The sequence below is a fragment of the Microbulbifer variabilis genome (assembly GCF_023716485.1).
In the GTDB taxonomy this organism is placed as follows: Bacteria; Pseudomonadota; Gammaproteobacteria; order Pseudomonadales; family Cellvibrionaceae; genus Microbulbifer; species Microbulbifer variabilis_B.
The window spans coordinates 1,943,389-1,955,797 of sequence record NZ_CP092418.1; the positions used below are offsets into that span (position 1 = coordinate 1,943,389).

Below are 12,409 nucleotides of genomic sequence, written 5' to 3' on the forward strand. Positions count from 1 at the left end.
TATTCAGTAAGGTTGGAAGCTTTTTGCGCAATATGTCTCGTCTATCACCGCATTGAAAAAGCAGGTTTATGAGCAACAACGAAAAGCGTCCCTTATATATCCCGCATGCTGGCCCCTCTCTACTGGAAATGCCACTGCTAAACAAAGGCAGTGCATTTACCCTAGAGGAAAGGCTCGAGTTTAATCTGGCGGGTCTCTTGCCGACCAATGTAGAGACTATTGAGGAACAGGCTCGACGGGCCTATTACCAGTACCAACAGTGTAAGACAGGCCTGGATAAGCATATCTTTTTGCGTGGTATACAGGACGATAATGAAACGTTGTTCTTTTACCTGATTGAGCATCATATTGATGAAATGCTGCCGATCATCTATACGCCTACCGTTGGGGCGGCCTGTGAGGAATTCTCTAATATTTATCGCAACCATCGAGGTCTGTTTGTTTCCTACCCAGACCGAGAATACATAGATGATATCTTGCGCAGTGCCACTAAGGAAAACGTCAAGGTTATCGTCGTTACCGATGGTGAGCGTATCCTCGGTCTTGGCGACCAGGGTATTGGCGGCATGGGGATTCCCATTGGTAAATTATCTCTATATACCGCCTGTGGTGGTATCAGCCCAGCTTACACACTTCCGGTCACTTTGGATGTTGGCACCAATAACCGCACTCTGCTCAGCGATCCTATGTATATGGGTTGGCGCCATGAGCGTATCTCTCAGAAGGAGTACGATGAGTTTTTAGAGCAGTTTATCGAGGCGGTGAAGCGTCGCTGGCCCAAGGTTTTGGTGCAGTTTGAAGATTTTGCTCAAACAAATGCCATGCCGTTACTGCAGCGCTATAGGGATCAAATCTGCTGTTTCAATGACGATATCCAGGGTACTGCCGCTGTTACCCTGGGCACTATTTTGGCAGCTTGTAAAACCTGGCAGGAACCCTTAACGGCCCAGCGGGTTTTGATTGTGGGTGCTGGTTCTGCCGGTTGCGGAATCGCTGAGCAGGTGGTGTCTGCCATGGTACAGGCGGGGCTCAGTGATACGGATGCGCGCTCGCGTATTTTTATGTTTGATCGCTATGGATTGGTCACCTCGGATATGAAGGGGCTGCATGACTTCCAGGCGGCGCTGGCTCAGTCACCGGATATCTTCGATGGGGCGCCCGAGTCAGACCTGCAGAGTCTGATCAGTAAGGTGAAGCCGAGTATTCTTATTGGCGTATCCGGGCAGGGTGGGTTGTTTAACCAACAAGTAATTGAGGCGTTACAAGCTGGCCATGAGCGCCCACTGGTGATGCCGCTTTCAAACCCCACCTCCCGCGCGGAGGCGACTCCTACGGAAATATATACCTGGACTAAGGGAGAGGCGCTGGTGGCTACCGGTAGTCCTTTTGCTGCCGTGGAAATTGATGGACGCCACCACCCGGTTGCTCAGTGCAACAATGTGTATATTTTCCCTGGTATTGGTCTTGGGGTGATCGCAGCCAACGCCACGCGGGTTACCGATGGCATGTTGATGGCAGCTTCCAACGCCCTGGCGGAGCAGGCACCAGTGGTGAAGCAGGGGGAGGGCGCGCTGCTGCCGCACTTGGATGATATTCGTGAGGTGAGCATTGATATCGCCAGAGCTGTAGCTGCCCAGGCACAGCTCGATGGAGTTGCCCCGAAAGTGAGCCACGAGCAGTTAGAGAGGTCTCTCAAGCGCAACTTCTGGCACGCAAACTATCGCAGCTATCGACGCCGTTCCTTCTAATCACCCTTAAAAAATCTATGCCGGGTACTTTTTACCCGGCTTTCTTTCCTTAAGCCAACTGCTCCCCAGAGTAGAAAACTTCCGGCCTGCGCAGAACAAGATAATCCTCCCATTGAAATCCGTTGCTTAGGAACTCGATCGCCGCCCTTACGCCGGACAGGAACAGGTGTTCGCAGTGTTCTCCTGGCATGGCGAAATCCAACCAGTGGGGATGCTCGCCGTTGGCCATAGGTTCTATAGCGATCTCTTTCACCAGCGTGTGGTATTCCGCATTTAGGCTGGCCCGCACATGGTTGTCGAGCATGTTACGGCAGGTATTGATTAGCCCCATGGCAAAGCGCCCCACCTTGTCAGACTTGGGTTGATAGTGGTCCACTTCCAGCTTAATGCCAAAAGTGGGTAGTTTGGGGGTACCGACTGGCTTGTGGAAGATATCAAAGGGGAAGTTGGATACTAGGCCACCATCCACAAACTGAATTTCTTTAGGAAAACCATTTTTAAAGAACAGCCTGGGATCACCAATTCCCTTGATACTGCGCCAGTTCTCGGCCACTGAACTGCATTCATCCAGCTGGGGAATATTTTTCACTGTATAGGGTTTGAAAAAGCCCGGCACAGACATGGAAGCCCGTACGAATTCGGCGGGATTTATCGCATCCGGGTTGCTAAAGTAGAGAGGGGCTTTTGCCGGAAAAACAGCCCGTGTCTCAGTGGTAATATCCGCTGCTACCAGCGCCACTTCTGCAGCGCCCACCTGATGATCGGGTTCTCCCCGATAATGGAGAGTGGGAAACTGGTTGATACGCTGCTTAAGTTGCGCGGTATTGGTAATGCCCAGCTGGCGTAACTCTTCTTGCAACCATTGGCTAAAAGCGTCGCCAGGATTGAGGCCCTTATCTCGCAATAGCTGTTTGCAGGTACGCAGGGAGTCGAATGGGTGTAGGGCCAGGCTACTAAAAAGCCCTTTACCTTTGAGCAGGCGCTGCACCGTTTTACGCGCAAAGCGCTCACCATCTTCAAAGCTGGCAAAGTCCGCCTTAGCCATAATATCCAGTAACTTTGCACTCTTAAGTGAGCTCGGCGTACCGGCAGCGGCTAAAAATAGTGCATTGATGGCACCTGCAGAAGTACCTGCAACCTTGCGAAAGCGAATACCGGCCTTCTCAAGGATGTAGGTGTAGCCCACCAGGGCAATTCCCAGCATGCCACCGCCTTCCATCACCAGGTCGACATACTGGAGGCCGTTAGAGTCCTGCACATCACTAAATGACTTGCCTTCGATCGATGTACGCGAATTTTGCCAAAGAGTATCGGCTTCGGAGATGGCGCTGGTCACCCACGCTGTGTTACTCATATGATCTTTCCCTGAGGTGGCAGTAGGTTCCATACGAAAGTTGAAATTAGTATCGGCTAAAAGAATGGGGCAGGGTATCACCCAGAATCAAATTCGCCATAGCGTCCAGTTTGTTTTTCGTGCCTTCCCACCTGGGCATCACTAGATCCAGTAAGCGGTAAAATCTCTAAGGCAGTGCTTTTACTAAATGAGGATACAAAGGTGGGCGTGCACGGATACGGTTTTCGTTGCTACGGTGGCCTTCATCGATAGGCGCAATCAGGTCTGCACTGAAGGTGAAGTAATCCGGTGATTCGATTTGAGATTCGGCTGGAAGCTCAGCGCCTTGTCCCTTGCCTGTAGTACCATAGTCAAGGGCTTGCCAAAATCTGCGGTATGCTAATGTATGCCACCCACCTTCGCTGCCAAGCTGCGCAATAAGCTCTAGTAGCCGTACAGTGCCAAATACCTGCCAGTAACGTACAGCGATCCTACAGTTTTTATTGTTGAGCCGAGTACGGTAGCGGGATCACCTTCAGCAGCTGTTGGAGCGACGGTTAGCTGATCAACAGTAGATCATTGGATCATTGTCACCCAGGACCAGCTCTCTGCAGGCAGTGCTTTGTTCCGTGCTGGGCTGCACACTATGTCAGTTAAGTGGTCTATAGATTTTTATGAAAGTGGCCAATTTTCACCAGCAAAATGAAAGGTCCACTGGCGCCAGCTCTTGGTGCAGTATTTACGAGAGCACACCCGGCTCAGATTTCTATTGGGGGCTTCGTGACTTCGGAGTGAGACAGAAACTTAATCCTGACTGTATAGTATTGGCCAGCGCGGGGATCTTCACTGCGTATTCTTTTCGTAGTTTCGGTACGGCTATGTAATCAATTCCACGATAATAGATATCTCCAAAGGGAAATCTGTTTCTTATTGAGATAAAATTTTTTCTGGGCTGTTGAGAAACTGATAAAGCGCTATTGCCAGTCCGCTACTAACGAGCTTGTGTTATAGGTGATATAGGTTAGAGGCCTGTGAGGTTGCAGGCTTGTTTAAAGTAGTGGGCAAGTTGTTGTTTCTACTATCCAGTGGTTTTGGGGCTGGGTAGGCTTTGTTGTGAGTGACTGTGCGTAGTTTCCGAGTACTAATGTCACGGCTAGAGCATTAAACTTGTTATTAATGCGCCACACCCTAAAAATGCGAGAGGTTCACTTTTTGGGTTGGGCTGCCAAATAGCTAGTGAATAATTCATATTATCCACTAGCTGAAATTACTGACTGTTAAATTGATACACCCATATTGTCTTTAGTGCCGACACAATATCCAAATATTTCGTGGAAATAGAGGCTTTTACATTCAAAGTTGGATTCGATATGGAAAGTGTCATTTGGGAATTTAGGATCGTAGAGTCCCAGGTTGCTTTCGGTTCCCACACAGTAGATATCACCTCTTGGGTCACCGGGCCTAAAGGCAATCCAGTCCAGTTTCCAGCCGCCCAGATCACCCTGATCATCCCACTTGTTGTCAATGGGGTTCCATTTGCCTACGTTACCTTTTTCACCAACACACCACATTTCTCCGGAGTTATCGAAGGCAATCATTTTTAGGTCCCAGGGCTTTTCAATGTCCGGTTCCTCCCATGCTCCAGTGGTGGTATTCCACTTGGCAAGATTACCTTTAGTTCCAACGCTCCACATTGCATTTGACTTGTCAAATGCAATCATTTTGGAATCCCAGGATTGGTTGTACTCTTTTTTGTCAACGAGGCCAAAAGTTCTTGAATTCCACTTTCCGATGTTATTCGAAGTTCCCACACACCACAGGTTATCTTCTCTATCAAAAGTGACCATATTTAAGTGCCACGTTGAGAGGAATCCTCTGTCTTTAAAGTTCATTTCCATGATTAATCTCCTTTGGGTTTTTGGATCGGGGCTTTCTAGTGCTTCGAGGTACCAAAATCTGAAGACTTAAAGTGAATTCATTGGATAATTAATTAATAAACCAGCTGGAGCCTTGGTAACATTTTTGTTGGCAGCTTTCAGGAAAAAGTATGCGTAGCCTTTTGAAAGGATAAGTTTTTTATTTACGCTTAGTACTTCCCAGTAAAGACTTACCATGTGCCGGCTTATTTATTTTCTATTCGCCGGGTACGGTCTATTCAATGGCGGCTATTGCTGCAAAAAGTGAGATTGAGGCCTTGTGGCTGGTTATATTTCTGTCCACTAAAGGGCAGAACTGAAGGGTAGAACTGGCCACTCGGCTTGATAAAAACCTCCTAATCAGTTGTTTCAAGCGATCTTAAAGCAAAGGTCTGTAATTTAATATCCTCCCCCGCTAAAAGGGCGGGGATTCCTACAGGTGGTTGGTGCCATCTTGGAAATGGTCTTCCAATAGAAGAAAAGTTAGAAAAATAAAATAATTGCGGGATCCCTAGATGTCGGGGATGGTGATTCAGCTGCCGGATGGCGTCAATGGCATTTATACCCTTCTATCCTGAGCGTGATGCAGCGGCTTAGGTCGTGGAAGTCACTGCCGGATAATTCGTGTTGGCGACAGACTCTCCTTGAGTGTTTTTGTACAGCTGTGGTGGGCCTTCGGTATGGCTGGCTAATCTATAGAGAGCCCTGTTCGCGGAAGGACTGTTGAGGCGCTAATGGCGCCAGAGCAGTGGCTGGGGCTTGTTAGCAGGGAGAGGAGGTCAAATATGATTCGGCATATTGCATGTATCTTGGCAAGCCTGATTCTGGGGCCTTGTGGGAGTTTGGGCCTGGCAGAGACGGAGCAAAATAAAGGAAGGTATCTCGGGGCCTTTAATGACCCCGTGGCTTATTGCCGAGTTGTGGTCAATGCAGATAGCCCGGAAGAACCCTATATAGGCCCGGCAAAACCGCAGGTAGTGTTATCGGGTATTTACCAGGCGGCTGGTATTTCTGCCGGTGCCCCGAGGGATTGGGTTGCGGGGGGTACTTTTTGGCGTTGTATGCATGGCGGAGTCTATGCGTGCTTTGTCGGCGCCAATCTTCCCTGTGAAGAAAAGGCGGACACTTCGAAGGAGCCAAGTGAGGCAATTGCCGCTTACTGTAAGAGCAATCCTGCGTCGGAATCTATACCAGCCGTTGTGACTGGACGGGTGACTATCTATGCATGGCACTGTGAGAATGGCGTTCCAGAAATTACCCGCCAGGCGCTACAGGTTGATGAGCGGGGTTATATTGCTAATTATTGGTATCGGATGGATCGATCAGGATAAAGAGTAATTTTCGCGAAAGTGGTTTGCCTTATGGTAATGGAGGGCTTCTGCTACTGAGGTGTAAAAACATAACGCCGTTGTGAAATGCGGGCAAACTATTTTGGGTTTAGCGCACTTGGGGTTAGCGTACTTAGTGTTAGTGCCGGAAAGGCCCTAGGGGAGGGGGTTACTCCCCCGCTGCTTTTGTGGTCTCTAAAATCTGCAAATTTTCTCCTTTAGGTCTGCTCGTTATCCAGTTTTTTCGCGAGCTTGTGCCCTTCATCAGAGTCCCCAAGTTTCCAGTAGCTGGAAATGTAAATATGGGTTTTGGGGATTTCTTTATCGTGCTTAAAAAATTTCCGTAACTGCCGCATGCTACTAAATTCGCAGGCGGCCCAGATGGCGGCTTGGCCTGGAAGCCAGGGCAGTGCCTGAATCTTAGGAAGCAGTAGTTCGCCGGTGGGGAAGGAATTTACCACCCAGTACAGTTGCAGGTTTTTTGGGTGTTTCAGTGGCTGAACATCTGATTCGCTTGAAACTTCTATCACCGCATATCCGCTGGACTCGTCAGGTAGTTGGGCCAGGTTAACACTGATGGCGGGTAGTGCGGTCATATCACCTGCGAGCAGAAACCAGTCGGCCTCGGGGTTAACCAGCTTTTTGGGGCCTGGGCCTCCTATCAGAATAGAGTCTCCGGGTTGTGCATTGGCCGCCCAATTTGAGGCAGGCCCTTCATGTTCATGCAAGGCGAAGTCGATATCGATTTCTGCCTGCCGTTGGTGCCTGATGGTATAGCTTCTCATCAGTGGGCGTTCACCTTCACCCTGGGGGAAAACCAGTTTTATATAGGCGCTTTCCTGGTCGCAGGGAAAGGATTCCAACCCTTCGCCACCCAGAGTGATACGTAACATGTGTTCTGAGACTTTGGTGGAGCGCAAAACGACCAGCTCTCGTGTGCGTTTTTCAGCCATAGTATTGAGGCTCCTTAATCTGAAGTAGGATGTTTGGTCAGGTTCTCAATCATAACGCTGGCGATATGGGCAAACGCCTTGAGTTCTTTTTCGCTCAGGTTGTGAGTCATTACAGCGATAACCTCTGTTTCCAGGTTATGCACTTTTTCAAGAATCTTTTTTCCTGATGCTGTGGGAGCAAGGAACTGACTGCGGCGGTCATTAGGGTTGTCTGTTTTTTTGATAAGTTTGGATTGAACCAACTCATTAAGTACCCGTGTAATCTGGGCCTTATCTTGATTCATTTTCAGGGCAATTGACCGTGCGGTACTCTGAGGATACTTGCAAATTCCCTTGAGCACGCGAATATGATTTACCGGAAGGTCAATTCTTTGCTCCTGAATGCTGATCCGCAGCTGCTTTTTGTAAGCGTGGATCAGCTGGTGCAGGGTTTCGTTGACTGAGTAGCTCACAGGGTTGCCGCATTAACTTGATTGATATTATCAACTTTATTTTAGGTGGTTGATTGTGTCAACTAAATTGAAGAGTATTGTTTTGGGTCGAAAGAAGCTTTTCGGCGGGGGAGAAATTAGGGTGTGAGCTTTGCAAAAACGTTCGCCTTTGGGCGCAGAGTATTGAAAGCTAAAAAGCCGACTAAAGGGGAGGGGGGAGCCCCTCCCCAAGAGCGAAAGGAGTCGCGCTTACCAGGTTAAGCTGATATCGGTTCCATCAAACTTTACATCTGAGTCATACACATATTTCAATGTGCCCTTCCAGAAGGAGCCGTGCCACTCCCAGTCGGCATCGTAGCTGACCTCATTGAGCACCTTTTGACTAAAGGCTTCAAAGCTGCCATAGCGCTCCTCGCTACCCATAATCACTACCCAGGTTTGTTCGTTCCAGTCGCAGCTAACGGTATTGGAATCGCCGTTACCGCAGGGATAGCGCACGGCGATATAGCCGTCGTCTTCCTTGCCGAATTTCCAGTTACCGCTGCGCTTCTCCTCCTCAAAGCCTTCTGGCCATTGCAATGCCACGTTGGAGCCGCCGGAATGGAACAGTTCAATTGCCGGATAGGGGTTGTATTGGATTACGGCAACATTATTCACCTGCTTAATCTTGGGATGGTGATCGTTTTGCATGGTGCTGTTGCCATCGCCAACCTTCGCCCAGACCGATTGGGTGCCGGTAGTGGCGATCCAGGGAGTTTGCTGATAGCCCTGGCGACCACCCCAGTAATTCTGAATGGAGTGCATCATCACACCGCCATCCTTATACATGGAAAAGTTAGCGCCAGAAAGCACGGAGCTGCGGCTGAATACCGCTCCGGCCTTGGCGGCAGCAGGGGCGGCAGCTTCTGAAAGCCCCAGGAACTGGTCGAAGGCTTTCAGTCCTTCATAGCCTTCAAGCTGATATTTACTGACGAACCAAGCGGTATCGGCAGCTACATCCGGGTGGAAATAAGCCCCTTGACTCCAATAGAAGGGCACACGCTCTTCGCGGGGGAAGTCAGCATAAATATCGTTTTTGGCATCGCCGAGAGAGTGGCCTACCGAGTAATTCATATTCAGGTCTTTACCGAAATACTTGAAGATCTCATCGGTAATTTCCAAGCCTGAGGTGGCCAGCATTACACCTGCGGGGCTCGGTGTTCTCACTGATTCCTTACCGAGACCCGTTAGCAGGTAGATGATGCGGTTGATGTTGCCGCCGGAACCGTTCCTGCGGTAGCCATCATTACTGCGGCCTGCGGCTGAGAAAAGGATGCCCTGGTCGTTGGTGACCAGCAATATGTCCTGCAGCAAGCGTTGCGCAGCGCCCGTAGCCAGCTCGCGAATTTCTGCATCTTCAGAAAAATCGACGAGGTTAAGTAGCGCAGATAGGGTGTAGGGGTAATAGACCGGGGAGTAAAACTCATAGAAACCATACTGGTTTTTTACTTCCAGGTATCGCTTTAAGCGCTTGTAAGTTCTGTCGTCCTCAAATGCACCGTACTTTTCCTGTAGAAGATACTGGGCAGAAGTGTACATGATCATATGGTTTTCAGAGGCGAAGACGTGATCCCCAGTGCCGCCTTCCTTAAACCAGAATTGATACCCGTCCAAAGCAGCAAAGAGTTCATCTTTGATTTCTGGGCGGAAAAACAGGATACGGATGAGTCTGGTAAGGGTGAAGTCTGAATTCTTCTTGCCGCCATTACGCAGGACATCCAAATTCTTATTCAGCGCCTCCCAATTGAGCTCATCGCCGGTGTATGCCTGTAAGACGACAGCGGTATCATTAGTGGAAGAAACGCCCTCTTCAATATATTGCAGCTGCCTATCTTGATAGGCGCTCTCATCAAAAGACTGCGCATTGACACTGGCTGAATGTATCGCCAATCCTAAAAAAATCGGGTACAGCATTCCTACTACTGGTACTTTCATCAGTACTTGTTCCTATATTGATTTTGATTTCTGGTGTTAAACACCATAAATGTACCACTTGTGTATTACAGGAATTTATTGGATTAAACGATAGGTATTTTCTCTCGCTGAAGGTTGCCGATTCGATCAGTTGGGTCCCTTGGTTCTCACTTTTAAAATATATTTTGTTCAGGTTTCTTTTGGGTCTGATTGTTTATTTTTTATGTCTTAAAAGTGAATTTTAGTGTTTGTTAATTGGTACGGTATGGTATTAAAAATAAGTTTGCTATTTGCTTAGGGAGTAGATGGTCTATTACAGATTGGTGGGTTTTGTAGTCTTTTGAGGGCTGTGCAGAAGGGCTCGAATAAAAGACGTTGAACGGTTGCTGCTTTTTGCTGCCGTAAAAATTTGTAGTGGTGGTGTTGGTCTGTTGATAAGGAGATTGGCTTGGAGGTCTCTAATTTATTCAGGCGTGAAATCTTGGCGCGGATTTAAGTTTGCTACTTTAAAGTCAGCGTTTAAGGTTTAGGCTTCTACAGGTTCTGGGGCAAAAAATGAAAAAACTACTAATTTTCTTTGCGGCCGGCTGTTTGGGTGCTGTGGCAAATAGCGTTGTGGTCTGGTTGTTTGGGGATTTTGGAATAACCCCATCTCTCGGTGTATCTATCACCCCTACATTATCTGCTGAATGGCTATATCCCAGAGTGGTATGGGGTGGCATTTGGGGTCTGTTTTTTATTCTTCCTTTCCTACCATCAAGGCTGTTGTTGAAAGGAAGCATCTTGAGCCTACTCCCCACGGCGTTCCAGCTTTTTGTTGTTTTTCCTGTGATGGCCGGTAAAGGTATGGCAGGGCTTGAGCTGGGGGCGCTTACCCCAATTTTTGTAGTATTTTTTAATTGGATCTGGGGGATTGTTACCGCGCTCACCATAAAGTGGGCTGAGTAATTCCGCTTGGTTCCTTTTTTGATCGGTTTACATTAACAGGATTCTTTTGGCGGCTTTCAAGCCCCGGCTGGTCGTTGTTGAAAGCCCCTCCAGCCAGTGATCAATAATGCGGTAAGCAAGTTCGTGTCTTTGCGGGCCGCTTCTACTCTCAGTTAATTCCCCCAGAACCCAGTGATTGTGTGCTATCCAGGTATCCCGAGCGATAGATCGAATTTGTGGGTCTGCCTCGCAAAATAGGGGCAGCGCCGAACTGAGATTGCTGGATTGTTGTAAGGTCTCCCTGCTAATAGGTGGTTGCCCTTGGGCTTTCCACCAGTCTCGGGCGCCTTCGGGGTCGTGTCCAAAACGTTGTTTGAAAGATTGGGTGAATGGGCTGAGGAAGGGCCAGTTGCCTCCCTCTACTATCCGCTCAACGATTTCTCTGGTGGTTGCTCGGTCGCCAAAATTCTCCGGATCGTAGAGCACACGGTCTTTAGCTGCGGCATGTATTGGGCTGGTGGCATCGGCGGTAATCTGGGTATTTGCCGGCAGGGCAGCTGCGGCAATCGGCAGCAGTGATGGAGCACCGAGTCCTAGGCAGTGGAATCTTTGCAAGGGTATGTTGTGATCCTGGTAGCCATCTGTAATGCCTTTAAGCACTTGTGCCAAGCGCACATAACGGCGTGGTACAGGCCTATCCAGTTTGAAGGAGGCTCGGTTGAGCACAAAGAAGTCTGTCGCATTTAAATCCCCGCAAATACTGGCCAGTCCTAGGGCAGCTGAATGCACCCCGCTTTGTGCGGCCAGCCGACCGGCGTCCCGGCCGGTGTTGTAATCCATTGCGCTCAGTACTGCATAAACAGTCAAGCCTTGGCTTAGTGGGTGTTCAGCGATTTTTTCCCATAGTCTCAGGCTCTGACGATTGCGCGCGGCGATACGCTCTGGTCGCCAGCCGGTAATTTCCCGCTCCAGGTCCAAAGCCACCAGGCAGGTAGTGGCAAAGTCCTCCTGAGCGATCAGGTGGGTGGGGTGCATTAATAGCTGGCGTTGCAGCAGGAGATTGGTATCAATGCTATTTGAACGCTCATTACAGTTGGCCAGTACTCTCTCCGCCAGTGTATCTGCCAATATGCGCAAATCTTTTGGGACTTCATTGCCGCGGGGCAGTTGACCCAGTTGACGGCGCAGAGCTTTTACCCGCAGGGTTACTTGTCGAGCTTCTTCAGAGAACTGCGAGATGACCGCATCAATCAGTTGTTTGGTGCCGTTATCGGCAAACAGGGGCAGCCCTCTGCGGCGCACTTCTGCCGCCATTTGCAGATTGGGATTGGTAATCCGGTGGGCAGATAGCAGGTAGCCTCCGGCGGTAATCATATGGCTGGCAAAGGCATCCAGTGTCTGCCGGCGTAAATTGGCGATAAATCGCATGGTGGTCATTTGCCAGCAAAAGTCTCCTCAAATCAGTGCGTGGGAGCAGGCTTTGTATTCATCGAGTAGTGCGTGGGCTACTTCCAGCTCAATTTCGAGCTCCAGGGCTATCTGTTCGAGCAGGTCCCAGGCAGCGAGCACGTCTGGGTGAGTTTCAATGCACTCGGATACTGCGTGATCCATTGGCTCTATGGGAAAATCCATTTCATCCTTTTGATGTAAGTTGGGCAGGCTGGGTATCGCTGTCTCCAGGCATTCGCTGCGCACTGCCTCTTTGGCGGCGTGCCACTCCGCTTTTGCCAGCTGTGCCATCGCCAGAAGTACATCTAATTCCGCAATCTGGTCGTGGACTCTGTCCAGTTCTGTCATGCATCCATCATCTGGTGGCATAG

At 49.3% G+C, this 12,409-nt stretch carries 10 protein-coding genes; 3 read left to right on the forward strand and 7 right to left on the reverse strand.

All coding sequences use genetic code 11. The features are described 5' to 3' along the window. Positions 1–68: 68 nt before the first annotated feature. Complete coding sequence (locus tag MJO52_RS08760) at positions 69–1,748, forward strand: NAD-dependent malic enzyme (protein ID WP_252085557.1); 1,680 nt, start codon at positions 69–71, stop codon at positions 1,746–1,748. Between the two features lie 49 nt (positions 1,749–1,797). Here MJO52_RS08760 and MJO52_RS08765 read toward each other — a convergent pair whose 3' ends face one another. Together MJO52_RS08765 and MJO52_RS08770 are read right to left on the reverse strand one after the other, a co-directional pair. Beyond that, the gene (locus MJO52_RS08765) at positions 1,798–3,102 is read right to left on the reverse strand and encodes a patatin-like phospholipase family protein (RefSeq protein WP_252085558.1); all 1,305 of its coding nucleotides are present in this window, start codon (positions 3,100–3,102) and stop codon (positions 1,798–1,800) included. Positions 3,103–4,358: 1,256 nt separating this feature from the next. Then, positions 4,359–4,979 (reverse strand): hypothetical protein, encoded by a 621-nt coding sequence (locus MJO52_RS08770; RefSeq protein WP_252085559.1) that lies wholly within the window; start codon positions 4,977–4,979, stop codon positions 4,359–4,361. A gap of 803 nt (positions 4,980–5,782) precedes the next feature. Between MJO52_RS08770 and MJO52_RS08775 the strand changes: the two genes are divergently transcribed. Further along, positions 5,783–6,328, forward strand: coding sequence for a hypothetical protein (locus MJO52_RS08775; RefSeq protein ID WP_252085560.1), 546 nt, complete (start codon positions 5,783–5,785; stop codon positions 6,326–6,328). Between the two features lie 215 nt (positions 6,329–6,543). On the opposite strand, the gene MJO52_RS08780 is transcribed toward MJO52_RS08775, so the two are convergent. The 3 genes from MJO52_RS08780 to MJO52_RS08790 form a co-directional block, all read right to left on the reverse strand. Beyond that, complete coding sequence (locus MJO52_RS08780) at positions 6,544–7,278, reverse strand: siderophore-interacting protein (RefSeq protein ID WP_252085561.1); 735 nt, start codon at positions 7,276–7,278, stop codon at positions 6,544–6,546. Between the two features lie 14 nt (positions 7,279–7,292). Then, positions 7,293–7,730: a MarR family winged helix-turn-helix transcriptional regulator gene (locus MJO52_RS08785; RefSeq protein ID WP_252085562.1), complete on the reverse strand. Its 438-nt coding sequence runs from the start codon at positions 7,728–7,730 to the stop codon at positions 7,293–7,295. A gap of 228 nt (positions 7,731–7,958) precedes the next feature. Continuing rightward, positions 7,959–9,683 (reverse strand): hypothetical protein, encoded by a 1,725-nt coding sequence (locus MJO52_RS08790; RefSeq protein ID WP_252085563.1) that lies wholly within the window; start codon positions 9,681–9,683, stop codon positions 7,959–7,961. Positions 9,684–10,217: 534 nt separating this feature from the next. Between MJO52_RS08790 and MJO52_RS08795 the strand changes: the two genes are divergently transcribed. Next, positions 10,218–10,610: a hypothetical protein gene (locus MJO52_RS08795; RefSeq protein WP_252085564.1), complete on the forward strand. Its 393-nt coding sequence runs from the start codon at positions 10,218–10,220 to the stop codon at positions 10,608–10,610. A gap of 27 nt (positions 10,611–10,637) precedes the next feature. Here MJO52_RS08795 and MJO52_RS08800 read toward each other — a convergent pair whose 3' ends face one another. Together MJO52_RS08800 and MJO52_RS08805 are read right to left on the reverse strand one after the other, a co-directional pair. Next, a complete protein-coding gene (locus MJO52_RS08800) occupies positions 10,638–12,026 on the reverse strand; it encodes a hypothetical protein (protein ID WP_252085565.1) in 1,389 nt (462 codons plus the stop codon). 18 nt (positions 12,027–12,044) lie between these two features. Then, positions 12,045–12,407 (reverse strand): hypothetical protein, encoded by a 363-nt coding sequence (locus tag MJO52_RS08805; protein ID WP_252085566.1) that lies wholly within the window; start codon positions 12,405–12,407, stop codon positions 12,045–12,047. Between the last annotated feature and the right edge of the window lie 2 nt (positions 12,408–12,409).

What these genes read in the sequence shown, in the direction of transcription:
- MJO52_RS08760 (WP_252085557.1), top strand. Translation starts at nt 69, where the DNA reads ATGAGCAACAACGAAAAGCGTCCCTTATATATCCCGCATGCTGGCCCC.
- MJO52_RS08765 (WP_252085558.1), bottom strand. Translation starts at nt 3,102, where the DNA reads ATGAGTAACACAGCGTGGGTGACCAGCGCCATCTCCGAAGCCGATACT.
- MJO52_RS08770 (WP_252085559.1), bottom strand. Translation starts at nt 4,979, where the DNA reads ATGGAAATGAACTTTAAAGACAGAGGATTCCTCTCAACGTGGCACTTA.
- MJO52_RS08775 (WP_252085560.1), top strand. Translation starts at nt 5,783, where the DNA reads ATGATTCGGCATATTGCATGTATCTTGGCAAGCCTGATTCTGGGGCCT.
- MJO52_RS08780 (WP_252085561.1), bottom strand. Translation starts at nt 7,278, where the DNA reads ATGGCTGAAAAACGCACACGAGAGCTGGTCGTTTTGCGCTCCACCAAA.
- MJO52_RS08790 (WP_252085563.1), bottom strand. Translation starts at nt 9,683, where the DNA reads ATGAAAGTACCAGTAGTAGGAATGCTGTACCCGATTTTTTTAGGATTG.
- MJO52_RS08795 (WP_252085564.1), top strand. Translation starts at nt 10,218, where the DNA reads ATGAAAAAACTACTAATTTTCTTTGCGGCCGGCTGTTTGGGTGCTGTG.
- MJO52_RS08800 (WP_252085565.1), bottom strand. Translation starts at nt 12,026, where the DNA reads ATGACCACCATGCGATTTATCGCCAATTTACGCCGGCAGACACTGGAT.
- MJO52_RS08805 (WP_252085566.1), bottom strand. Translation starts at nt 12,407, where the DNA reads ATGCCACCAGATGATGGATGCATGACAGAACTGGACAGAGTCCACGAC.